The following is a 22,760-nucleotide window of genomic DNA, read 5'->3' as shown; positions in this document are numbered from 1 at the left end:
CCGAGGTGGATCCCTTCGCCGGTGGTGCCGCCCTGGACGTCGGTGACGTCACTGAGTAGGGCTTCCTGGCAGTAGCGCCAGGCGTCCGGGCCCTGCTCGCGGGCGAGGACCCAGCCGTGGACGAGGCTGCTCAGCGTGGAGCCGTGGCAGGTGTGGCGCAGGTAGTAGTCCGCCGTCCGGCCCCAGAGGCCGTCGTCGAGGCGGTGTCCGAGCCGAAGGAAGAGTTGTTCGAGCTCTGCGGGGCGGAAGAGGTAGCCGAGCATGAGGGTGTCGGCCTGCTTGGACGCCTGGTAGCGGTTGGGTGTGTCCCCTTCGGCTTCAAGGATGCGGTCCAGGCGGCGGATGTCGTGGTAGCGGGTGCGGTAGCCGTCCCAGTCGAGCTCGGCGAGGTCCCCGTAGCCGTGGAACTGGCTGATCACGTCGCAATGAAACGGCACGTACAGGCGGCGGGACACGTCTTCCCAGACGGTGAGCTCGTCGGGGCAGATGCCGAGCTGCGTGAGGAGCTCCGCGCGCCGGGCCGCCGGGAGTTCCCCGTACAGGTCGAGGGCGCGGGCCAGTACCCACGCGGCGGTGACGTTGGTGTAGGCGTTGTCGTCGATGCCGGGATGGGCGGCATCCGGGTAGGCGTCGTGATACTCGTCCGGTCCGACGACGCCGCGGATCCGGTAGCGGCCCAGGCCGCGTCCCACGTCGCCGCGTTGGCCCAGAAGTGGGCTATGTGCAGGAGGAGTTCGGCGCCCGGGCCGTGCATGAATCCGGCATCGCCGGTGGCCTGCCCGTACCGCCACACGTTCCAGGCGATGGCCGACCCCACGTGGCGCTGGAGGTGGGAGTGGTCCGGAAGCCAGCGGCCGGAGCGCGGATTGAGGTGCAGCCGCTGTGTCTCCTCGCTGCCGGAACTGCCGCTCTGCCAGGGGAACATGGCTCCCTTCGCGCCAGCCCGGCGGGCGGACTCCCGGGCCGCAGGGAGGCGTCGGTGCCGGTACGTCAACAGGGCTCGAGCGGTCTCGGGGAGGTGGAGGGCGAGGCAGGGCAGGAGGAACAGCTCGTCCCAGAAGACGTGCCCCCGGTACGCCTCGCCGTGAAGGCCGCGGGCGGGGACGCCGGCGTCGAGCTCCGCAGTGTGCGGCGAGAGGGTCTGCAGGACGTGAAAGGCGTGCAGCCGAAGTACCTTGGCGGTCTCGCCGGGCACCCTCAACTCTCCTTCGCTCCAAAGGCGTTGCCAGGATGCCCGGAGGGAGGCCAGCAGGGAGGGAAAGTCCGGGGCGTGTGTGGCGCCGTCGATGCTCCGCCGCAGCGGATCGGTCGAGGGACGGTCGAGCGAAGTACACAGGGCGGCGGTCTTCACGACGGCGACCGGAGCGGCCCGCTTGATCGGCAGGATGAGTGTCTGTGTGGCGGTGGCGGCGGTGCATACCCGGTCTACCGGTGCCACAGGTCGTGCGGATGTCCGGACTGCGAGCCCGATCCGTACCCGGGAGGTGGCGGTAGTGCAGGAGAGCCAGGCGGTGCCCTCCGCCTCCACCCCGGACCGGTGCTCGACGAGGTGCCGCCCGGCCAGGGCGCGGTAGCGGTCGACTCCCGCGTTGGTGACGTTGCCGTCGAGTACGGACTCGATCTCGATCCTGCCGCTCCAGCCGTAGGCTCTGAACACCGTGTTCTGTGCGGCCAGGTTCGGGTCGCCCATGTGGACGAGGCGGGTGTGGGTGACGCCCAGGCGGCGGCCTTCGGTGTCGTGGAAGAGCATGTGGCGGGTGAGCGTTCCGGCGCGCAGGTCCAACGTCACGTGGCTGTGGCGCAGGGTCGGGTGGTCGGGCGTGAGCCAGTCGCCGGGTGGTGCGCCCTCGGGCAGGCAGCGGTACCGCAGGGCGGTCCAGTCCGACAGCCGGACCATGTCCTCGTTGGAGACCGTACGTCCGCCGACGGTGGAGTCGAGCCGGTTGTAGCAGCCGGCCAGGTAGGTGCCCGGGTAGTGGATGTCATCGGCGACGCTTTCGGGTGCTGAACCGCGCGTGGCGAAGCGGCCGTTGCCCAGGGTGCACAGGGACTCGACCAGCCGCTCGGTCTTGGGGTCGTAGCGTTGGTACTCCCAGCTCCAGGCCTTGGTCACGGGCGGTCGCCTTCGAGTGCGGCGGCCAGTCCGCCGAGGTCGGGGAGGATCAGGTGGGCGCCGTGTACGCGCAGGGCATCCCTCGTATGCGGGTCGCCCTCGCGGTTGAGTCCCACCACCAGGCGGAACCGGCCTCGGTGTCCCGCCTCGACGCCGGCTAGTGCGTCCTCCACCACGGCAGTATGAGCGGGGGGCGCGCCGAGACGGCCGGCAGCTTCGAGGAAGAGGGCAGGATCGGGCTTGCCCGGAAAACCAAGTGCGGCAGCGTCCTGGCCGTCCACCAACGCGTCGAAGTAGCCGATGAGCCCCGCGGACTCCAAGAGGGAGCGGGCATGCCGCGAAGCCGAGACGGCCGCGCACCGGATCGCCTTCTCCTTCAGTTCCTGGAGCACGGGCCGCACGTCCTCGAAGGCGCGGACACCCTCGGTGCGCAGCATTGCGGAGAAGGCCTGCTCCTTGCGGGCGGCGACCGCGTGGACGGTGGCGCACCCGGGCTGATCCTCGGGCATTCCGGGCGGGAGGTCGATGTGCCGGGCAGCGAGGAAGGCGCGTACGCCGTCGAGACGGGGCCCTGCCGTCTACCAGATCCCGATACTCGCGGACTGCGTCGAACGGCCGCGGTCGTGCAGCGGCCTGCGATGGCTGCGACTCGGGGAGACAGCCGTCGAAGGTCTCCTTCCAGGCGGCCGCGTGGCGGTCCGCCGTGGCGAGGAGCACTCCGTCGGTGTCGAAGACGACCGCCCGTAGTTCGTTCATGAGTCGTGCACCACGCGACGGCCGGTGATCCGGGCGGGGGTGAGCTTCATCCAGTGGGTACGCGGGCCGCCGGCCCAGGGCTGAGAGCGGGCCGTGCTGCTGAGGTGGAGAATCTCGTCCGGATCTGTGACCGCTGCCAGTTCGCCCACGGCCAGCACGCTCCACCCCGTGGCGGTCACGTCGTCGATGTTGTCGATCTCGAAGGCGACCTCGGTTCCGGCAGCTCTGGCAGTGACGGCTTCGGCGGAGGTGCGGAAGGCGATGTCGGGTCCTGCGATCAGGTAGTTGACAGGAAGGACGGCCGGGCCTTCTGGGGTGAAGATGGCGATGCGGCCCACGCCGTGCGTGTTCAGCAGCCGTCGGCATTCGGTCTCGTCCAGTGGCACGAGCGTGCTGTCGCGCCGGGCGGTGGATCGACCGGCGACGCGGAGGGCGTTGGCGCCGGTCAGGTCGTCGACGGTGAGGCCGAGGGCGTCGGCCACCCGGACGAGGGTGCCGATGGCAGGGCTGGCGGCGTGCTCCTCCAGGTAGGCGATGTACGTGGCGTCGGCGCCGCACCGCCGGCCCAGTTCCTCGCGGCTCAGACCGAGGGCTTCGCGGCGGGCCGCCAGGCGGCGGCCCAGGTCGGTGCGTCCGGACATCTCGCCGGACTGCTGCGGGTGGGTGCTAGGTGTGCTCTTCACGGCACTCACTGCTCCTGGGGCGGTACGGCGACCGTGTCGTGCTGCGGTCCGCCGAGCACGACTTTGAGGGCGCCGGTGTCTCCGGCGCGGGAGAAGACGTCGTACGCCTCCTCCATCTGGTCCAGCTCGAAGCGGTGGGTGACCATCGCGGCCCCGGGCAGTCGGCCTGCGGCCATCATGCGCAGGAGCATGGGGGTGGAGTGGGTGTCGACGAGACCGGTGGTGATGGTCACGTCCTTGATCCACAGGTCTTCGAGGTGGAGGACGGCGGGCTTGCCGTGCACGCCGATGTTGGCGACCCGGCCGCCCGGGCGAACCATGCGGGTGCACATCTCGAAGGCCTCGGGCATGCCGACGGCCTCGATGACCACGTCCGCCCCGAGCCCGTCGGTGAGGTCTTCCACCAGCCGCTCGGGCTCCTCGTCCGCGTTCGCGGTGGCATCGGCGCCGAGGTCGCGCGCGGCGGCGAGCCGGGACGCGGCGAGGTCGACGGCGATGATCCGCCCGGGGCTGTAGAGCTGCGCCGTGGCGATGGCGGCCAGGCCTATGGGTCCGGCGCCGACCACGACGACCGTGTCACCCGGGCGCACGTTGCCGTTGAGCACGCCGACCTCGTAGGAGGTCGGGAAGATGTCGGCGAGCAGTACGGCGTCGTGGCTGGCCAGGGCGCTGGGCAGCGGGTAGACGGAGAGGTCGGCGAAGGGGACGCGTACGTATTCGGCCTGCGTTCCGTCGATGGTGTGGCCCAGGACCCAGCCGCCACCTCCGCGGCACTGGCCGTAGTGCCCTTCACGGCAGAAACGGCAGCGTCCGCACGCAGAGATGCAGGAGATCAGGACGCGGTCGCCGGGGCGGACGCTGCGGACATCGCCGCCGACCTCGACGACGGTCCCGACGGCCTCGTGCCCGAGGATCCGGCCGGGCGTCACTTCGGGGACGTCACCCTTGATGATGTGCAGGTCAGTGCCGCAGATGGTGACGGCGTCGACCCGGACGATCGCGTCGGCGGCGTCCTTGACGGAGGGGTCCGGGACGTCCTGCCAGGAGGTCTGTCCTGGCCCGTGGAAGACGAGTGCCTTCATGGCGCGGCCTTCTCTCTGTGCGCTGTGCGGGAGGGGGGCACCGTCAGGCTGTGCCCGTACCCCTCCGTCCCGCTTGGGCCGGTCGGCCCCTATCCGGGGCCGGTAGGTCCCCAGCGGACAGGGCGTTCCGGTGCGACGGTGGAGACCGGCATCCGTTCCGAAAGGAGGGCTGCTGCCATGTCCCAGTCAGCCCCGTCTCCTGCTTCCGCCCGCCCGGCCCTACTGAGGTTCCTCGGCGGGGTGCGGACGGTCACCGGCAGTAAGTTCTTGGTCGAGAGCGATCACGCACGGATCCTCGTCGACTGCGGACTCTTCCAGGGTGTCGCGGACCTGCGCCGTCGCAACTGGGACAAGCTGCCCTGCGACGCCTCGGACATCCACGCCGTCGTAGTGACCCACGCCCACCTGGACCACTGCGGCTACCTGCCGCGACTGGTCCGGCACGGCTTCCGCGGCCCCATCCTCACCAGCGCCCACACCGCCCGGCTCGCCGAGATCGTGCTCCGCGACAGCGCCCGCCTCCAGATGGAAGCCGCCGAGCACGCCAACCAGCACGGCTGGTCCACGCACCGCCCCGCCAAGCCGCTCTACGACGACGATGACGTCGATCAGACGATCAAGTACTTCGACCCGGTACCGGTGGGCAGCGAGATCGAGATCATGGCCGGCACGAAGCTGATGCTGCACCACGGCGGTCACATCCTCGGATCCGCGTGGGCGCACCTGACCCTGGAAGACGGTCACACCCTCGCCGTCAGCGGCGACCTCGGCCGCCCCGGCCACCCGCTCCTCCTGCCGCCCGAGCCCTTCTCCGGTGCCGACGTCCTGCTGATGGAGTCGACGTACGGCAACCGCCGCCACGACCACGAGAGCGCACGACGCGAGTTCGCCTCGGTGATCACGCGGACGCTGTCCCGTGGCGGGACCGTGGTCATCCCGGCCTTCGCGATCGACCGCACCGAGGTCGTCCTGCACGAGCTGGCCACCCTGCGCGGCGACGGCACCCTGCCCCGCCACGTACCCGTCTACGTCGACAGCCCCATGGCCCTGGCCGCACTGGACGTCTACCGCGCCGCCGTCCGGGCCCACTCGCCCGAGCTGCGCCCTGAGATCCTCGCGCAGGGCGAGGCGGCGATCAGCCCGGAGCCCTTCCTGGCCGCCCGGACCGTCCAGGAATCGATCGACATCAACAACTCCACCGGGCCGGCGATCATCGTCTCGTCCGCGGGCATGGCCACCGGCGGCCGCGTCCTGCACCACCTCCACCGGCTCCTGCCCGACCCCCGCAGCGCCGTGGTCATCGTCGGCTTCGCCGCCGCCGGCACCCGAGCCCGCGACCTCGTCGACGGCGCCCGCACACTCAAGATGTTCGGCGAGTACGTCCCCGTACGCGCCGAGGTCGCCGACGTACCGCACTTCTCCGCGCACGCCGACGCCGACCAGATCATCGACTGGCTGCGCAACGCCCCGGCCCCGCACACCACCTACCTCGTCCACGGCGAGGAGACCGCCTCCGAAACCCTGAGGGACCGCATCGACCACGAGCTGGATTGGACGGCCGTCGTACCCAAGTCCGGGGAGGCCGTCCTGGTCCGCTGACCGGGCCGGACGGTCCCCGCGGTATGCACCGCGCGGCCCTCGCGGCCACGGCGGCCCACCGAGCAGGGTGGATGCGAAGGGTTGGAGGCGCTCCATGAGCACCATGCACACCATCCTCGAAGCGATGGCACCAGAAGCCCTGCTCGCCCACTCCCACCAGGTGACCATCCCGGCCGGCACCCGCATCTTCAACGAACGCCGGCGGGCCGAGAAGTTCTGGATCATCCAGTGCGGCACCGTGGACCTCGACACCCACGTCCCCGGCCACAAGAACGTGGTCGTCGACACCCTCGGCTACGGCGAGCTCCTCGGCTGGTCCTGGATGTTCCCTCCCTACACCTGGCACCTCGGCGCCACCGCCTCCAACGAGGTTCGCGCCCTGGAGTTCGACGCCGCGGCTGTACGCCAGCTGTGCAACGAGGACTCGGCCGTCGGTCGTTCCGTCTCCGTCGCCGTGGGCGCGGTCATCGCCGACCGGCTCGGCTCGGCCCGCACCCGGCTCCTTGACCTGTTCGCCCCTCACGGCAGCGGCACCCCGCTCGCCTACGCACGCTGAGGACCCCGCCATGACCTCCACCCCCTACACCGTCGCCGACGTCATGACCACCAAGGTCATCGCCGTCACCCCCTCGACCGGCTTCAAGGACATCGCCACCGCGATGGAGCAGTGGAAGGTGACCGCCCTACCCGTCATCGAAGGGGAGGGCCATGTCGTCGGCGTGGTCTCCGAGGCCGACCTCCTGCCCAAGGAGGAGTTCCACGAGCACCGCCCGGGCCTGATCGAGCAGATGCGCCGGCTCGGCGATACCGCCAAGGCGGGCTCCACCCTCGCCGAGAACATGATGACCACCCCGGCGGTCACGATCCGCCCTGACGCCACCCTGCCTCAGGCCGCCCGCCTCATGGCCGACCGGCACATCAAGCGCCTCCCGGTCGTCGACGCCGACGGCACCCTCATGGGCATCGTCAGCCGCGCCGACCTCCTCAAGGTCTTCCTCCGCACCGACGAGGAACTCGCCACCGAGATCCGCCGCACCGTCGTCGACCGCCTGTTCCCTCTCTCCCACGAAGCCGTCAAGGTCACCGTGGCCAGAGGGGTCGCCACCCTGACTGGCAAGGTCCGCGACGGCAACCTGATCCCGCTGGCCGAACGCCTCACCCATGCTGTGGAGGGCATCGTCGCCGTCCAATGCCAACTCAAGCCTTCACCGAGACGGACCGCGATGTGCATCGGCACTGAAAACACCACGCCGGATATACAGCGTAGTCACGAGGGCGCATTGACGACTCCGAACGGTATGTGGACGCTGGGTGTAGCTGGTGCAGTGCCGTTCAGGTGGGAGACCTGATCGTCGAAGAAGATATGCGGATCCAAGGCGCTGATGATGGGAGTCTTGTCGACGCCGCCGAGGAAGAAGGCGTCATTCACCCGCAGCCCCCACTGCTTGAGGCTCAGCACGGCACGCTCATGTGCGGGGGCGTCCCGAGCAGTGACCAGGGACACTCGAAGGCGGGGCTCATACCCGAGATCCTTGCGGCGCTCATCCTCCTCAAGACGCTGGATGCGGTTGATGCCAGCGAGGAACTCGCGCAGCGGTCCTGGATCGTGTGGTGTGGTCGCATTGCGCACCTCGTGCGCACGGAACTCGTCGATGCCGGCACTCTGGAAGATCCGCTCGGCAGAGTCACCCGCCACCACGCCGTCAAAGTCGAAGGCAATCCGGAGTTCAGGGTCGTCCTCGTCATCGACCCGCGCTGTCTCGAGCACGTGACCCGCTGGCAATCCATCTGCGACCGCCTCGCGCACGTCAGCCCCATTGGCCGACAGGAACAACGACATGTTCAGGGCTGGCATGAAGCTGTGTGACGAACGACCCTGCCGAAAGACGGCTCGGCTGATAGGCAGGCCGTGCGCTTCGATCGAGCGCATGACCCGCAAGCCAGTGTCCGGGTCATTTCGCGACAGAACGATGACCTCAACCAACGAATCGGACGGATCCGCGAGGTCGTTCAACGACAGCAGGCGGCGAACGAAAGGGAAGGCAACTCCCTTGGCCAACACATCTTCTACATGTGCCTCTTGGTGGGTGCGGTAGGCATCCTCTCCCCGTTCTCGAAACACCGCGTCGCAGTCGGTGAGGTCGAACAGCGCACTGGAGGCGATCCCTACCACCAAGCGACCGGACAGGTCGTACTTCATGACACCCCCTGCTTGGCGTGCGCGCAGCGTTGGGATGGTTATCTCCCTGACGCATATGTCGGAAACATGTGCGACCCTTCCCTCGCTGTTCGAGTGGGGAAGTGAGCGAGCGTGCGGTGCGCCGACTCCCGCGCCTGGCGGGTCAAGCCACCAGACCGACGTCGAGGACCTTGGCGGCTTTGCCGATAGAGCCGGGCATGAGGTGGCGGTAGATCTTGAAGGTGATGTCGAGGCTCTTGTGGCCCATCCACTCGGCGACGTCCGTGATGGGAATGCCGTTGGTCAGGCAGTTCGACGCGAAGAAGTGGCGGAGGCTGTAGATCACCATGCCGTCGGGAACGTCGACCTCGCCAGCCCGCTTGATGCGTTGCCACTGGTTCTGGAGGTAGTAGGCGAGGAACGGCCTCGTGGGGTCCATGGGGTGGCGGAGGAGGTAGCCGTCGACCGTGCCGTGCTTGTCGGCGTACCACTCGATCGTCTCGCGGACGCGGGCCGGGAGGGGGACGTCGCGGTAGTCGGTGGGCTTGCGGTGTTTGAGGCGGCCGTAGGTTTTGGTGGTCTGGTTGACCTGTTCGGTGATGCGGTAGACGTCGCTGGCGACGAGGTTGTTGAGGTTGACGGCGAAGGCTTCGCCGTTGCGCATGCCGCAGCCGCTCATGAGGTCGGAGATCAGCAGGAACCGGTCGTCGCCGGCGGTGCGTATGTCGCGGAGCTGGGCGGGGGAGGGGATGACGGCGCGCTCGGGGTCGTACTGCGGGGGCTTGACGCCCAGGACGGGGTTCTCGGTGTAGATGCCGAGGCGGTAGGCGTCGAGGAGGACGGACTTCAGCTTGTCGAAGGCGTTGGACTGGGTGGCCAGGCCGGCGCCGTTGCGCTCCATGGTCTGGAGGAAGCCGTCGACGACCTTGTGGTCGAAGGTGTTCATCCGGCGGCTGCCGGGGGTGGGGAGGATGTGGTGGTCGAGGAGGGACTCGAGCGTGCGGAGTGAGGACTCGGCGAGGTCGCGCTGGCCGGCCTTCCATTCCGCGGTGTACTCGCGGAACTGCATGGTGCCGAACTTCTGGATGCGCTCGGCCTTGCTCTGGCTCCTGGGTGCCGCCTTCTTCTCCTTGTAGATCGTGGTGAGGCGGTCGATGGCCGCGTCCTGGGTAGTGAAGCCGGCCTCTTCGGACTGCTTTCCGGCGGCATTGCGGTATCGGATCGTGTACTCGTGCGGGCACTTCGACCAGCGTGACTGCGGGTGCTCGCAGTCTTTGTAGAAGGTGCCCATGCCGTGGGCCAGAGACTTCGTTGCCATGCCGTGCGGACTCCTCGGGCGCCAATGCTGACCTTTTGCTGACGCTGGAGGGTCCAATACGTTCCTGACCTGCACGAAGACGGATATCTCGTGTTACGTTCTGGAACAGGATCGGATGTTCCCAAGAGGATATTGCACAGGTTCGAGAGGACTGGATGAACGGCAGCCGCTTCGGCGAGGTGAAGGGCCATGGGCGCTCCGATCCTGCCCCTGAACTTCCCCAACTCGCTTGAGGCCTATCGGGAGAACGCGCTGGGCAGCGCTGATGTCATCAAGGGTGCGGGAGCTGTGGTCTGCTGTCGTCCTGTCATGGAGGGCCGCCGCACGACGTTGTGGACAGCAAGCAATGCGCGGTGTCGCGGCAGCAGCGGTTCATCAGTCGGGCCCATCAGGCCTGGCAGGCATGATGGGGGGCTTGCCCTCGGTGTCTATCGCGACGAAGGTCAGCTGGGCGGTGGCCACCCTCTGTGGTGGGGCCTGGCGCGTTCCAGCGATCGGCCCGCGCGGACACGGGCGACGTCATCGAGTGCAGCCGGCCTTTTCCACTTCGGCGTCGACGTCGAGCAGTGCGGCTCGCTGCCGGGGATCGTCGAGGCCGACGACCTCGGGACCTACGTCAGGTAGGCCTCGAGTTCGGGGCTCTGAGCTGGGCTTTCGACCCATCGCTCGGCGCTGACCTGCGGTGTTGGTTCTTTCACGGGCTTTCTGGCTACGCGGCCAGAACTGCCCAGAGACTCCCCGGGCGGCCCCGGGACTCCACAGTCACTCCCCAGGGGTGGCTTGTGGAGAGGGCCGGTTGGCCTCTGCTCCCGGCTCGGCGCCGAGGGCGCCTTGGGTCTTATGGATGAGGCCTCACCGGCTGCGACGTCCACGCGGTGGGCAAGCGCTGGCACTCAACCGCCCTGGTCCTTACCGCTTCTGCTTACGGGCGGGGCGCCGTGTGATTGGTGGGACGGTCAGCGCGGGGCGGCGCACAGGCAGATGGCGGTGAACTCGGCCGCGGTAGTGGCTCCTGCTGCGAATCCGGTGAGAAGGAGAGCGCGCGGACGGGGTGTCGGGGGAGCGGGGTGCTCAGATGTCAGTCGTTGCGGCGTGCCAAGCGGCGCCGGGCGGCGAAGCCCAGGCCTGCGGCAGCGGCGGCGGTGGAAGCGCCAACGGCCAGCAGAACTGTTTCGGTGCGTACCCAACCGGTGGTCTCGGAGCCTGCGTCGACGCTGCTGGGCTCGGCCGGACCCTGGGCGGCGCCCGGGGTGGTGTCGGGGGTGGTGTCGGGTCCAGTGCGAGGGTTGATGCCCAGGGAGGTGGTCGGCTGGGTGGTCGACTCAGTGGTGGGTTCAGGGGCCGGCGCAGGGACCTGCTCGGCGGTGGAATTGAGGGTGACGTCCACCGGCGCGGTGCTGTCGCGCCCGCACGACTCGCCGTGCGCCATGAAAATGCCGTGCCTGATCTCGACCTCGCCCTCTGCGGCCTGTGCGGGGCTGCTCGCGAGTACCGCCGAGACCGCGGCGCCAAGGAGCACCACGCTTCCGCCCAACCGGGCAAGCTTCATGGCGACTCCTATTCCTTTGGCGACGTACATCGCCGATCCCTTGATCGGTCGACGGCCAGTCACCGTGCCGGCCCCAGGAACTGGGTGGCCGCCAGGCGTGCGTACAGGGTGTCTTGGTCGAGCAGTTCCGTATGGGTGCCCACCGCGCGTACGCGTCCTGCGTCCATCACCACGATCCGGTCGGCGTGGGTCACCGTTGAGAGGCGGTGTGCCACGACGAGGACGGTGGTCGTCCGGGCGGCCTGTGTGATGACGTCGCGTACCGCCAGTTCGTTTTCGGCGTCGAGCTGCGAGGTCGCCTCGTCCAGGAGTAGCAGCCGGGGTTTGCGCAGCAGGGCGCGGGCGATCGCGATGCGCTGCCGTTCGCCGCCCGACAGCTTGGTGCCGCGGTGTCCGACCGGGGTTTCCAGTCCCTGCGGCAGGTGGTCCACCAGCGTGTCCAGTTTCGCCCGGATCAGGACGGCGTGGATGTCCTGGTCGGTCGCGTCGGGTGCCGCGAAGACCAGGTTCTCCCGCAGCGTTCCGGCCAGGACCGGCGTGTCCTGCTCCACGTATCCGATGGCACCGCGCAGCTCCGGCAGTGGCCAGTCGCGGACGTCCTTGCCGTCGACCAGAACCCGGCCTCCGGTGGCCTCGTAGAACCGCTCGATCAGCGCGAAGACCGTCGACTTGCCCGCCCCCGAGGGGCCGACGAAGGCCGTCATGCCGCCGCTGCGCACATCGAAGTCGACCTGGTGGTGGACGGACGGGAGGTCATCGCGGTAGCGGAAGCTCACGTCCTCGAAGCGGACCGACGCCGGGCCACAAGCCGCCGCCGATGTCCCGGGCCGCTCGGGGTGCTCCTGGTCCAGGTGCTCCGTTTCAAGCCGCTCCACTTCGTCGATGCGGGCGACGGCCGCTGATCCCTCCTGATACGCGGAGGCCGCCTGGACCAGCCTTTCCACCGGCTCGATGACGTAGAAGAGGTAGAGCAGGAAGGCGATCAGAGTGGACACGGGGATCGCTCCGGAGGCCACGCGTGCCCCGCCGACGCCGAGCACCGCGAGGAACGACAGCTGCATGGCCAGACCGACCGATCCCTCCGCCACCGCCTCCCACTTCGCACTCGTCACGCCGTGCCGCCACGACCGCTGCAGTGCCGCGTCGGCGACCGCGTTCTCGCGCTGTTCGGCGCCTGACGCCTTGACGGTCCGGAGCGCGCCGAAGATCCGCTCGAGGACGGAGGAGACCTCCCCGACCGCCTCCTGCGCACGCTCGGTGGCCTGCGCGATTCTGGGCATCACCAGGGCGACGGCCCCGCCGATCAGCACGCCCACAGCCAGGGTGACGCCGAGCAGCACGGCGTCCATGAAGGCCATCATGACGATGGCCGCGACCAGGGTGATGACGCCGGTGGCACCGTTGACGAGTGCCTGGGTGGTGACGGCGCGCAGGAGCGTCGTGTCGGAGGTGACCCGGGACATCAGGTCGCCCGGCTGGTGCCGCTCGACCTCCGTGAGGCGCAGCCGCAGCAGTCGACCGACAAGGGTGCGGCGGGCGGCCAACACGACCGACTCCGCGGTCCGCTCCAGCACGTACGCGCCGAGCGCCTGGAGCACCGCGCCCAGTAGTACCAGTGCGGTGAGGGCCAGGAGGATCCTGCTGATCGTCTCACCGGAGCCCAGCCGGTCCACGAGGACCTTCGTGGCCAAGGGCTGGAGCAACCCGCTGCCGGCCCCGATCAGGGTGAGCAGGGCGGCGAGCGCGACGGCCTTGCGGTGCGGTCGGAAATGGGCGTACAGCGCCTTGAACGTCTTCGGGGCGGTCAGGCGTGCGGTGTCGGCGGCCGACGGGTCGGTCGCGGTCATGACGTGGTCCTTTTGTCGTCCGGTTGCCCGGTCACTGCGGTCGCGGATCGGAGCACCAGGTCGTGCCCGCGCGTCAACGGGGGGTCGGAGTGCTCAGCCGGACAGGCTGGCGAAGATCCCCCCGGCTTGGTGGACCAGGCCGGCGTACAGGTCAGGCCGGAGGACCGCCAGGATTCCGGCCGCCGCGAGGAAAACGAGGAAGCCGGCTTCCCGGCCGCCCCTGAGGTGTCCGTGCAACAAGCAACCGCCCCTCGCGCACCCCTTGCAGAGCGGCGTGTCGGGAGCGGCCGGGGCCGGTGCGCGACCGTCTCGGTCCGCTCGCTTGTCGTCCATGCGTCCAGGCTCGGCCAAGGGCGAGCCAACGGGTATCCGGCAGTAATCCGGACCTCAGCCCCCAGGTGGCCGGCGAGACCCCCCAGGTGGCGGGTGTGCCCACTGGTGAGGAAGGCGTTGAGCCGTCAGGGCCGGGGTGGGCCACGAGGGCGCGCCACCCCGGCCGGACCTCATCGGATGTACTTCGCCGGCTTGGTGGCGGCGTTGAGCAGGTGCTCCAGCGGTCCGCGGCGGAAGAAGCGGGACCAGAGCGTGGCGAACACGATCGCCCCGAGGATGAACGTCAGCACGGGCCCCCAGGACACCTGGCTGCTTTCGCCGGTCGGGATGCCCACCGCGGACTGCACGATGAAGTGGCCTACGTACGCCGTCAGGGACATGGCGCCCACGGCGGTGATCGGCTTCGCCAGGCGGCGCAGGAGCGGCAGACGGTCCATCAGCACCGTCGCGCCCACGATCACGAGGATCGCGACGCCCACGCTGCCGATGATGTCGAACGTGGTACCGCTGTGAGGCCCGGCGGACAACAGCTCCGAAGCCGACCCCTGGGCGTCGAAGGATCCGCTGGCGGAGGACGCCGCCTCGGAGTCGGCGGACGACTTGCCGCCCTCCGCCATGCTCCGTAGCGCGTCCTTGCCCGCCAGCAGCAGGGACGTGCCGTACGCGGCCACGGTGAGGGCGGCACCGAGCGCGGCCAGGCGCAGTTGGACGGTCGTGGCGGACAGGTCGAGTCGGGCCAGCGCCATCCCGGCGACCACGAACGGCATCCACGTGATCGTCGGGTAGAAGCCGGTGAGCAGCAGATCGAGCACTCCCACGTCGCTGAGCTTCTCGAGCGGGTCGTAGGCGTTGACGCTCTGCTGGACGGACTCGCTCAGCAGGGATTTCAGGACGAACGCCAGCTGCGGTGTGACGAGTGCGAGCCCGGCCGCGATCAGCGCGAGCGTGCTGGCGCGCAGTCGCACCAGGGGCAGGGCGAGGAGGAAGTAGACGCCGTAGAAGGCGAGGATGATCACGTCCCCGTACTCCATCGACAGCGCGGTGCCCAGCGCCAGCAGGACCACGGCGCGGATCGCGATCCGCGCTTTGGCCTGCCGACCGGCCAGACCGGTCTTCGGCTTGCGACGGCCGGCGATCAGCATCAGCGAGAACCCGGCGAGGGTGGCGAACAGGACCGACGAGTGACCATCGGCCAGATACCGGACCCAGCCGGCGACGCCGTCCGTGGCCGACAGCGGGGGGCCGATGTGGACGATGTACATCCCGAACACCGCCAATGCCCGGGCCAGGTCAACCCCGACAAGGCGTCCCATCGAAGGGCCGCCCGGGGCCGGCACGGCGGACTCGGGCAGGGTTCGAGGCTCAGGCGGCGACGTCTCCAGGGGCGGCTGCATCTGTGTCATAGGGAGAATCTCGCGGTGACGCCAGGAGTCGGGCCATCCGGCAGGCTTCGGCAACGGCCCCGCCGGTCGGCGGTGACCACCCCGCCGACCGGCGGGACCGTGTCCCGACCGGTCCGGCAGGATCGGGCGTCGTCGGCGGGGCGATGCGCAAGGCGTGCGCATCGCCCCGCCGTCCTCCAGCGCCCAGCCCGTCTATCGCAGGTCACAGGTAGCGGTCGATGGCGGGTAGAAGCTCCTGGAAGGTTGCCCCGGCCGCGGGTTCGCCGATGGCGGCCAACTGCCAGCCCTCGGGCAGGCGGACGACCTTGGCCATGATCTGGGCGGTGTGGGAGCCCCCGCCGGACAGGGTGTAGCGGGCGAGTTCGAGGCCCGTGGTGTCGTCCACCAACCGGCAGTAGGCGTGTCCGACCTCGCCGAAGGTCGCCCCGGTGAAGGAGTTCACGGTGAAGACGATCTGGTCGACCTCCGGGGGGACCCGTGTGAAATCGACGGTGATGGCTTCGTCGTCCCCCGGGCCGTCGCCGCCGGTGCGGTTGTCGCCGGAGTGCCTCACCGCGCCGTAGGAGCTGACCAGGTAGTTGAAGTAGACGACCTCCAGCATCTCCCGGCCCGAGTACATCAGTGCGGAGGCGTCGAGGTCGATCTCCTTGGGCCCGATCAGTTTTCCGAGGAACCCCTTGCGTTGGGCTGCCTGCCAGCCCAGGCCCATGCGCACCCGGATGAGGGGGGTCGCGTCGGACTTGGCCAGGCTGATCGTCTGGCCTTTGGCGAGGTTTACGGACATGAAGGCTCCCGGGATTGATGGGGGTGGGGCCAGACGGTTGCGGCGGCCCGGTGGGGCCCGCCGCCCGCACGCGGAGGGGGATTCCGCGTGGACGGCGCGGGCGGCGGGGGCTGGGGTGCTCCGGTGTCAGAGACTGACGCCGAAGTCCTGGGCGATGCCGGCCAGGCCGGAGGCGTAACCCTGGCCGACGGCACGGAACTTCCACTCCGCGCCGTTGCGGTACAGCTCGCCGAAAACCATCGCCGTCTCGGTGGCGGCGTCTTCGCTCAGGTCGTAGCGGGCGAGCTCGGCCCCGCCGTTCTCGTTCACCACCCGGATGTATGCCTGCCGCACCTGGCCGAAGTTCTGCGAACGTGCGGTGGCGTCGTGGATGGAGACCGGGAAGACGATCTTCACCACGTCGGCCGGAACGGCCGCGAGGTTCACCTTGACGACCTCGTCGTCTCCCTCACCCTCACCGGTGAGGTTGTCGCCGGTGTGCTCGACCGAACCGTCCGGGCTCTTGAGGTTGTTGTAGAAGACGAAGTGCGAGTCGGAGGGGACTTTGCCGCGCTCGTCGCACAGCAACGCGCTCGCGTCGAGGTCGAAATCGACGCCGGCCGTGGTGCGCACGTCCCAGCCGAGACCGACCAGCACCGCGGTCAGGCCCGGGGCCTCCTTGCTCAGCGATACGTTGCCGCCTTTGGACAGCGAAACACCCATGGGGTTCTCTCCTTGCTCTTGGTGGGATCCGGTCCGGCCCGACGGTGCGGGACGGCGCCGGTGGACACATCTGCGGTGCGGGCGCCGCGAGGTGCGTCACCGCGCGCGGGGCCGGACGGAGGGGATCAGGGGAGGGGGCGTCCGCCGGACGGTCCAGACCGCCCTGGTAGGGGCCGGTCGTCCGGAATCTCTCCTCTTGCGGAACTCCAGACTCAGGTGCCGCCCGGGGTGGCCGGTATCCCACAGGTGTCCGGTTCTCCCCGCCGACCGGCGGGTGCGCCACCCGTCACCCGGCGGGCCAGCGTCAGCAGGCCGGGGCCCAAGGACCCGGGGGCCGGCCACGGTGTGATGGCCGGCCGAGGTCATGCCGCAGCGGACAGCGGTTTCGGGCGGGGCCGCGCGATCCCGCGCCCCGGCGGGCGGGTACCGCCTCCGGCGTGGAAGTGCCGTTCGCGTTCCTCCAGCTCCTCCCGGAGGTGGACCAGCGCCCGGTGCAGGGTGCTCTTGACCGTGCCCGTCGCAAGACCGAGCAGCTGCGCGGTCTCCTCGGTGCTCAGCTCTCCCCAGTGGCGCAGTACGACGATGCTGCGCTGCCGGGGGGTCAGTATGCCGAGGACGTCGAGGAGCAGGGCGCGGTCGGTGTACCGGTCCGTGCTGTCCTCGACGCTGGTGTCGGGGACGTGCGCGGTGAGCACTTCCTCGAACTTGCGGGCCCGCCACCACTCCGTCCGGGTATTGATCATCACCCGGCGCAGGTAGGCGTCCGCGAGGTTCTTGTCGACGATCTGGTCCCACCGGACGAAGGTCTGAGCGAAGGCGGTCTGGAGCAGGTCCTGGGCGTCCACCAGGTCAGGAACCAGGCGGCGGGCCGTGCGCAGCAGCGCGTCCTGCCGGAGCCGTACGTACTCCTCGAAGCGCAGAGCCTCGTTGTCGCTGAACACGTCCGCGTCCTCCTCGTTCCGGGCCGACGTACGCCCGCACAGGTGGAGGGAGAGCGGCCGCCGGAGCCAGGGCGGCGTGGTCGTGCCCTGCCCTGCCCTGCCCTGCAAACTTCGTGCAAGGACAGGTTGTGGAGGTATCCGCCGGGCGTCCGGAGCCCATCCGCCACCTGGCGGAGCGCGCCCCGCCAGGTGGCGGTCCGAGGGGCCGGGCCCCCGGGTCTCAGCCCCGGCGCGGGTTCATGACGCCATCCGCTCCGGGGTCGTGGTCTCAGGGGCCGGCGGAGCAGAGGGCCGGGTGAGCAGGCGGGCGATGGTGGTCGAGCCGATGCCGTGGAGCAGAACGCTGCCGAGCACGGTGAGTGTCGTCGCGTACAGGACGGTGTCCGCGTAGGGCCCGTCGGGGAGGGTGTTGAAGGCGATGAGCCCGAACACGATCGAGGTGGTGCCGCGTGGTCCGAGGGCTCCCACCATGAGCCGTTCGCGCCAGGTGAAGTCCGAGCCGAGGAAGGCGAGCAGGATCGGAACGATGCGCACGACGGTGAGTGCGGCGGCGCAGAGCGCGACGGTGGGCCAGTGGACGCCCTCGCCCAGCGCGAGCACCACGGCGTTTCCGAAGAAGAACCACATGCACATGGTCATGATCGAGTTGGTGTCCTCGATCAGCCGGAAGTCCGAGGCGTCGGGGGCTTGGACGTCTCCTCGCCGGGTCGGGGCCTGCCGGACGTAACGGAAGCCGATGCCACAGACGAACGAGGCCACGAAGCCGTTGCCGCCGGCCGCCACGGTCATGGCGTAGGCGAGCAGCGGTGCGACCAGCACGAGGATCCGGCGTGACTGGTCGGTCATTCGGTGCATCCGGTCGGCCGAGTTCATCAACCACGCCAGCAGTGGCCCCAGCACGATGCCGACGACGAGGGCCTTCGCCGAGGACGGAACCGCCGTGCCCAGTGCCTGCATGGGGGTGTGGGCCTGCGCGGTGGCACCGGCCAGGATCAGGGCGAACAGGAAGATGGGCGACACGATCCCGTCGTTGTAGCCGCTCTCCACGTTGAGGACGTTGCGCACCCGGGCGGCGATGCGCGTGTCGCGGACCAGTGTCTCGGCCGGGGCGAAGTCGGTCGGCACGATGACGCACGCGATCAGCAACAGGAGCACCGCCGGCAGCGCGGGCAGCAGCAGCGAGCCCAGCAGGACCATCGCGGCCAGGCTCAGCGGCAGGGCCACCAGTAGTGCCCGGGCGGCCGCGCCGGGATCCTTGCCGAACAGTCGCCCGCCCGGCAGTTCGGTCGCGTCGACGAACAGCAGGACCGCCAGAATGACCTCGGCCACGTGCTGCGCGACCTCGGAGTTCAAGGTGGCGGCGATCTCGCTCTGGGTGAACAGTCCGGTGATGATCCCCGCGAGGACCAGCACCAGAGGGGCCCTGATGTGCCGCAGCTCCAGCCATCCGGCGACGAGCGACCACCCGGCGGCCGCAGCGGTAATCACGATCACGGTGAAGAGCAAGGGGATTCCTGATTCGGGGCACAGAACGTTGACGGGTTGCGCAGGGAAACCGGACTTCCCGGTGGACGGTGGGCAGTACGCGGTGGGCGGGTCAGTACGCGGTAGGAGGGTCAGTCCGCGCGGGACGGGATGCGTATCCGTACCCGGTAGCCGCCCTCGCCGGTCGGGCCGGACTCGAAGGTGCCGTGCAGGATGTCGGCGCGCTCCCTGAGGCCCAGCAGGCCCAGGTGTGCGCCGGGCAGGGGTAGTGAGGGGCGGGTCGGCGGGCTGTTGGTGACCGTCACGCCGACGGCGTCGCCGTCGTGCCACAGCTCGACGGCCGCTCTGGCTCCGGGGGCGTGTTTGCGGGCGTTGGTCAGTGCTTCCTGCACCGTGCGGTACAGAGCGCGCTGAGCGGGCGTGCCCACAGAGGCCGGGAGATCGCCCGTGAGCTCCGCTTCGATGCCGCTGGACGCCACCAGCCTGCGCAAGTCGGCGAGGGTGGGCTGCGGGGTGAGGTCCGTCGCGGCTCCGCCGGAGGCGCAGCAGCGTGACCATGGTGCGCAGTTCGTCGAGCGTGTCCACGCTCAGGGAGCGGATGGTGCGTGCCGTTTCCCTGCTGTCAGCGTCCTTGGCAGCCACCTGCATGGCTCCGGCCTGAACCGCGATCAGGCTGACCTGGTGGGAGACGACATCGTGCATCTCGCGGGCCAGCTGGGCGCGTTCCCGGGCCAGGACGGCCTGCGTGTGCAGCTCGCGCTCGTGCTCCCTCGCCTCCTCGATCTCCACCAGACGTCGTCCCAAGTCCCTCCGTGCCTGGACCAGCTGGCCCAGCAGGACCGGGGCGGTGGCCGTGGCCAGGTTGTACAGCAAGAAGATCAGGGTCCAGGCCCGGCTGGTCGACGGGTCGTCGTTCAACGGAGCGTGCACAGCCATGGCGACCGCGGACAGGAAGACGCACGTGCCGAGCAGACGACGGTCACGCGAGCGTTCGGCCAGGGTGTACAGGGCGGCGACCGGGGCGACCAGGATGTCCTGGACCACGGCGGCCGGCAGCGTGAGCAGGAAGACGGCCAGCGGGAACCGCCGACGCAGAGCCAGGGCACCGCAGGCGATCGCGGCGAGGGCGAGGCCGAGCGCGGTGTCGTTCCAGAGGCTGAGCCATGCGTCCAGTGCGGCGAGGGCGACCAGACCGGCATCCCGTGCAAGTGGCGGTACCCGATTCCACAGCCGCTTCCCAAGTGCGGCGCTCATCTGCCTTCCCGGCCGGCATCCAGCAGCCCGGCTCGCTGGGCGAGCAGCGCCGCCTGGACCCGGCCGGCCACCCGGAGTTTGGTGAGGATGGCGCTGACATGGTCTTTGACCGTGCCGGTGCCCAGATGCAGACGGGTTCCGATATCGGCGTTGGACAAGCCTTCCGCCAGCAGCACGAGCACGTCCCGCTCCCGGTCGCTCAGCCGCTCCACGCGGGCCGCCTCCTCGTCCACGGCCGCAAGCCCCCCGGCAGCAGGATGCGTGCGCAGCAGGCTCCGGGAGGCCTTGGAGGACATCACCACTCCGCCGTCGGCCAAGGTCCTGACCAACTGGGGGAGGTGATCCGGTTCGGTGTCCTTGAGGAGGAAACCGGCCGCGCCCGAGTGGAGGGCAGTGAGGACGTACTCGTCGGTGTCGAAGGTGGTCAGCATCGCCACGACAGGGGGATCGGGCAGGGCGCGCAGCTGAGCCAGAACCGTGAGGCCGTCCACGTCCGGCATCCGGATATCCAGCAGGACGACATCCGGACGGTGTTCCCGCACCGTGTCCAGGGCGTCCCCGCCCGACGCCGTGGCGACGACCTCGATGTCGTCTGCCGCACCCAGGATGAGGCCGAAACCGGATCGGACCAGCGCCTCGTCATCCACCACCACTACCCGAATCACGTGCGTCGCACCCCGTCGTCAATCGATCCCCGTCGTGGCTGACCCTAAGGTCCCCTCGCCGTCCCCGGCGACGTCGCGAGCCCGGTTCCAGCCGGTCGGGGGGTCCGTTCCCGCCAGTCGGCGGAGGTGTCGGCACGTGTCGATACCGCGCTGACCGGCAGGTTTCCAGCCTGGGGCGGGAACGTGAGACATCGATGCGACGGCCTTCTGCGACTCCCAGGTGCGGATCACGCGGGGCGGGCGCCTGTGGCGGCCCGGTTCCCACCCCTTCCCGAAAGTCCCCGGCGGCGCACATCGCCCGTCGATTCGAATGGTGAAAAAATCAACAACTTTGGTATTGACGTGCCCATGTCTACGCGCGTCATCATGAGGCCCATGCAGATCCCCCCACGCATTCTCGCCCTCGGTGGCGCCGTCGCCGTCGCCACTGCCCTCCTCGTCGGGCCCACCGCCACCGCGGCCCCCGCCTCATCAACTTCGGCCCTCATCAAGGCTGTTGGAAACATCTGCTACTCCGCGCTGCCCACCCAGGCGCACGACACCCTGAACCTCATCGACGCGGGCGGCCCTTTCCCGTACTCGCAGGACGGCGTCGTCTTCCAGAACCGTGAGCGCGTGCTGCCCAGCCAGAACAGGGGCTACTACCACGAGTACACGGTCATCACCCCGGGCTCCCCGACTCGCGGCGCGCGCCGCATCGTCACCGGTCGGCAGAGCCGGGAGGACCACTACACGGCCGACCACTACGCCACGTTCAAGCGGGTCAACTTCAGCTGCTGAGTCCGGAGTTCGCCCGCTCCCGCGATACGTCGACCGTCCGCTCCCGGTGGGTTGATGTGCTTGAGAGCCTGCCTGAAGCGGCGAAGAGTGTTCAGAATCGGTGGTGTCGAAGCCCGTTCGACCCCGGCGGTCGCCGTGCACACCGATCTGGACACTCTCCTCATTGCGCGGTACATCGAGCCGGCCCCCGGACAGTTGGCTTCGCCTGGCCCCGGCCGGCTCATCCATTCGGCCGATATAGAGGCCCGAAGGCACAGGACCAAGGGCACGACGGTCAAGGCCTTTTGCCGCAGGGGCCGCCCCGGGCACTACGACAGCCTTGTCGAGGTCGCGCTCCGAACGGGTGCGACCGTTTCGCCCCCGACAACCCAAAGGCTGCCCACCCCATGCACTTTTTCCGTTCCAGCGTCCTCCGCCGCCGGGGCACTGCTGCCCTGCTCGCCACCACCGCCGTCGCCGGCATCTGCGTGGCCGCGGCCGCTCCCGCCTCCGCGGCGTACGGCGGCGACTACGGCGACGCCTGGGTCAACAACTACGGCGGCGGCTACGCCGGCAACTGGACCGACACCTACAACAAGGACTACGGCAAGCCCTGGGGCGGCGGCGTACCCGCCAAGAAGCAGACGGCCGATGTACGCGTCACCGCCTCCGGCCCCTCCCACATAGACCACAACGAAGAGCGGCTGTGGCAGGTGGAGATCACCAACGCGGGCAAGGCCACCGCCCAGCAGGTCCGCTCGACCACGACCATGCCCAACGGCATCGATCACCGCGCCCACCGCATCAGCCAGGGCACTGCCGACGCTCACCTCGTCGACGGCAACCGCATCGAGGTCCGCATCGGCGCGCTCAAGCCGGGCGAGACCGTGCGCCTGCAGATCGCCGGCCGTGGCCCCTCGTACGGCGGCGGCAACGTCCAGCTCACCACCAAGGCCACCACCACGTCCACCGAGTCGCACACGGGCAACAACACCGCCACCGTACTGACGCGCATCGCCTGACGGACCACGTGGCGGAGCTGACCGTCGCACCCGTCTGCACCCGGCGGTCGCTACGCGGGCAGCGGGCGGTCCTGTACGGCCCGAACCAATCCCCTCAGCCCCCTCCAGGCGAGGGCGGGTACGCCCTGCCGGAATTGCAGAGTTACCCCTCTTTTGGGGAGGCGGTGCTGGCTCCCGTGCTGGTCGGGTGCTGAGTACGCGGCTGTGAACGAGGTCGGGCGAAGCCCACATCGACGCCGTCAGCACAGGAGATGACGCCCGGCTGTCGCCATTTCTGGAGCCAAGG

General features: G+C 69.5%; 19 protein-coding genes and 3 pseudogenes. 7 read left to right on the top strand and 15 right to left on the bottom strand.

Features of this window, described 5'->3' with window-relative positions:
* Positions 1 to 41 precede the first annotated feature (41 nt).
* The 4 genes and pseudogenes from OHU74_RS36300 to OHU74_RS36285 form a co-directional block, all read right to left on the bottom strand.
* A pseudogene (locus tag OHU74_RS36300) lies at positions 42 to 2,113 on the bottom strand (glycoside hydrolase family 65 protein); the annotation flags it as partial.
* Positions 2,110 to 2,622, bottom strand: coding sequence for an HAD family hydrolase (locus tag OHU74_RS36295; RefSeq protein WP_371613962.1), 513 nt, complete (start codon positions 2,620 to 2,622; stop codon positions 2,110 to 2,112). The gene OHU74_RS36295 and the pseudogene OHU74_RS36300, both read right to left, overlap by 4 nt.
* Before the next feature lie 243 nt (positions 2,623 to 2,865).
* The gene (locus OHU74_RS36290; RefSeq protein ID WP_371613963.1) at positions 2,866 to 3,552 is read right to left on the bottom strand and encodes a helix-turn-helix domain-containing protein; all 687 of its coding nucleotides are present in this window, start codon (positions 3,550 to 3,552) and stop codon (positions 2,866 to 2,868) included.
* A 5-nt stretch (positions 3,553 to 3,557) separates the two neighbouring features.
* Positions 3,558 to 4,634, bottom strand: coding sequence for a zinc-dependent alcohol dehydrogenase family protein (locus tag OHU74_RS36285; RefSeq protein WP_371613964.1), 1,077 nt, complete (start codon positions 4,632 to 4,634; stop codon positions 3,558 to 3,560).
* Between the two features lie 177 nt (positions 4,635 to 4,811).
* Here OHU74_RS36285 and OHU74_RS36280 point away from each other — a divergent pair, with 177 nt between their 5' ends.
* From OHU74_RS36280 to OHU74_RS36270, 3 genes are all read left to right on the top strand, one after another.
* Entirely contained in the window at positions 4,812 to 6,233 is a 1,422-nt protein-coding gene (locus tag OHU74_RS36280; RefSeq protein WP_371613965.1) for an MBL fold metallo-hydrolase RNA specificity domain-containing protein, read from the top strand.
* A gap of 94 nt (positions 6,234 to 6,327) precedes the next feature.
* Positions 6,328 to 6,789: a Crp/Fnr family transcriptional regulator gene (locus tag OHU74_RS36275; RefSeq protein ID WP_371613966.1), complete on the top strand. Its 462-nt coding sequence runs from the start codon at positions 6,328 to 6,330 to the stop codon at positions 6,787 to 6,789.
* Between the two features lie 10 nt (positions 6,790 to 6,799).
* Positions 6,800 to 7,582: a CBS domain-containing protein gene (locus OHU74_RS36270; protein ID WP_371613967.1), complete on the top strand. Its 783-nt coding sequence runs from the start codon at positions 6,800 to 6,802 to the stop codon at positions 7,580 to 7,582.
* On the opposite strand, the gene OHU74_RS36265 is transcribed toward OHU74_RS36270, so the two are convergent.
* Complete coding sequence (locus OHU74_RS36265) at positions 7,501 to 8,433, bottom strand: 5'-nucleotidase (protein ID WP_371613968.1); 933 nt, start codon at positions 8,431 to 8,433, stop codon at positions 7,501 to 7,503. The genes OHU74_RS36270 and OHU74_RS36265 overlap by 82 nt on opposite strands.
* 142 nt (positions 8,434 to 8,575) lie before the next feature.
* The gene (locus OHU74_RS36260; protein ID WP_371613969.1) at positions 8,576 to 9,730 is read right to left on the bottom strand and encodes a tyrosine-type recombinase/integrase; all 1,155 of its coding nucleotides are present in this window, start codon (positions 9,728 to 9,730) and stop codon (positions 8,576 to 8,578) included.
* A 92-nt stretch (positions 9,731 to 9,822) separates the two neighbouring features.
* Here OHU74_RS36260 and OHU74_RS36255 point away from each other — a divergent pair.
* Together OHU74_RS36255 and OHU74_RS36250 are read left to right on the top strand one after the other, a co-directional pair.
* Positions 9,823 to 9,963: pseudogene (locus OHU74_RS36255) on the top strand (pirin family protein); the annotation flags it as partial.
* A complete protein-coding gene (locus tag OHU74_RS36250; protein WP_371613970.1) occupies positions 9,920 to 10,354 on the top strand; it encodes a hypothetical protein in 435 nt (144 codons plus the stop codon). The pseudogene OHU74_RS36255 and the gene OHU74_RS36250, both read left to right, overlap by 44 nt.
* Positions 10,355 to 10,808: 454 nt before the next feature.
* Here OHU74_RS36250 and OHU74_RS36245 read toward each other — a convergent pair whose 3' ends face one another.
* The 9 genes and pseudogenes from OHU74_RS36245 to OHU74_RS36205 all read right to left on the bottom strand — a co-directional run bounded on the left by OHU74_RS36245 (position 10,809) and on the right by OHU74_RS36205 (position 20,693).
* The gene (locus tag OHU74_RS36245; protein WP_371613982.1) at positions 10,809 to 11,279 is read right to left on the bottom strand and encodes a hypothetical protein; all 471 of its coding nucleotides are present in this window, start codon (positions 11,277 to 11,279) and stop codon (positions 10,809 to 10,811) included.
* A gap of 59 nt (positions 11,280 to 11,338) precedes the next feature.
* Positions 11,339 to 13,126, bottom strand: a complete 1,788-nt coding sequence (locus OHU74_RS36240) for an ABC transporter ATP-binding protein (RefSeq protein WP_371613971.1) — start codon at positions 13,124 to 13,126, stop codon at positions 11,339 to 11,341.
* 503 nt (positions 13,127 to 13,629) lie between these two features.
* A complete protein-coding gene (locus tag OHU74_RS36235; RefSeq protein ID WP_371613972.1) occupies positions 13,630 to 14,772 on the bottom strand; it encodes a DUF418 domain-containing protein in 1,143 nt (380 codons plus the stop codon).
* Positions 14,773 to 15,064: 292 nt separating this feature from the next.
* Entirely contained in the window at positions 15,065 to 15,646 is a 582-nt protein-coding gene (locus OHU74_RS36230) for a TerD family protein (RefSeq protein WP_371613981.1), read from the bottom strand.
* A 126-nt stretch (positions 15,647 to 15,772) separates the two neighbouring features.
* Positions 15,773 to 16,348 (bottom strand): TerD family protein, encoded by a 576-nt coding sequence (locus OHU74_RS36225; RefSeq protein ID WP_371613973.1) that lies wholly within the window; start codon positions 16,346 to 16,348, stop codon positions 15,773 to 15,775.
* Between the two features lie 362 nt (positions 16,349 to 16,710).
* Entirely contained in the window at positions 16,711 to 17,289 is a 579-nt protein-coding gene (locus OHU74_RS36220; protein ID WP_371613974.1) for a SigE family RNA polymerase sigma factor, read from the bottom strand.
* A 237-nt stretch (positions 17,290 to 17,526) separates the two neighbouring features.
* Positions 17,527 to 18,795 carry a cation:proton antiporter gene (locus OHU74_RS36215; RefSeq protein WP_371613975.1) on the bottom strand — a complete coding sequence of 423 codons (1,269 nt, stop codon included), beginning with the start codon at positions 18,793 to 18,795 and terminating at the stop codon, positions 17,527 to 17,529.
* A 110-nt stretch (positions 18,796 to 18,905) separates the two neighbouring features.
* A pseudogene (locus tag OHU74_RS36210) lies at positions 18,906 to 20,028 on the bottom strand (sensor histidine kinase).
* The gene (locus OHU74_RS36205) at positions 20,025 to 20,693 is read right to left on the bottom strand and encodes a response regulator (protein ID WP_371613977.1); all 669 of its coding nucleotides are present in this window, start codon (positions 20,691 to 20,693) and stop codon (positions 20,025 to 20,027) included. Before OHU74_RS36205 ends, OHU74_RS36210 begins: the two are co-directional and overlap by 4 nt.
* A gap of 375 nt (positions 20,694 to 21,068) precedes the next feature.
* On the opposite strand from OHU74_RS36205, the gene OHU74_RS36200 reads away from it, so the two are divergent.
* Together OHU74_RS36200 and OHU74_RS36195 are read left to right on the top strand one after the other, a co-directional pair.
* Positions 21,069 to 21,473, top strand: coding sequence for a ribonuclease domain-containing protein (locus tag OHU74_RS36200; RefSeq protein ID WP_371613978.1), 405 nt, complete (start codon positions 21,069 to 21,071; stop codon positions 21,471 to 21,473).
* Between the two features lie 386 nt (positions 21,474 to 21,859).
* Complete coding sequence (locus OHU74_RS36195; protein WP_371613979.1) at positions 21,860 to 22,474, top strand: hypothetical protein; 615 nt, start codon at positions 21,860 to 21,862, stop codon at positions 22,472 to 22,474.
* Positions 22,475 to 22,760 lie beyond the last annotated feature (286 nt).

Origin of the sequence: Streptomyces sp. NBC_00454 (assembly GCF_041434015.1) — a bacterium.
Classification (GTDB): Bacteria; Actinomycetota; Actinomycetes; order Streptomycetales; family Streptomycetaceae; genus Streptomyces.
Note: the sequence above shows the minus strand (reverse complement) of the source record. Positions and strands in the feature narration are given on the sequence as shown.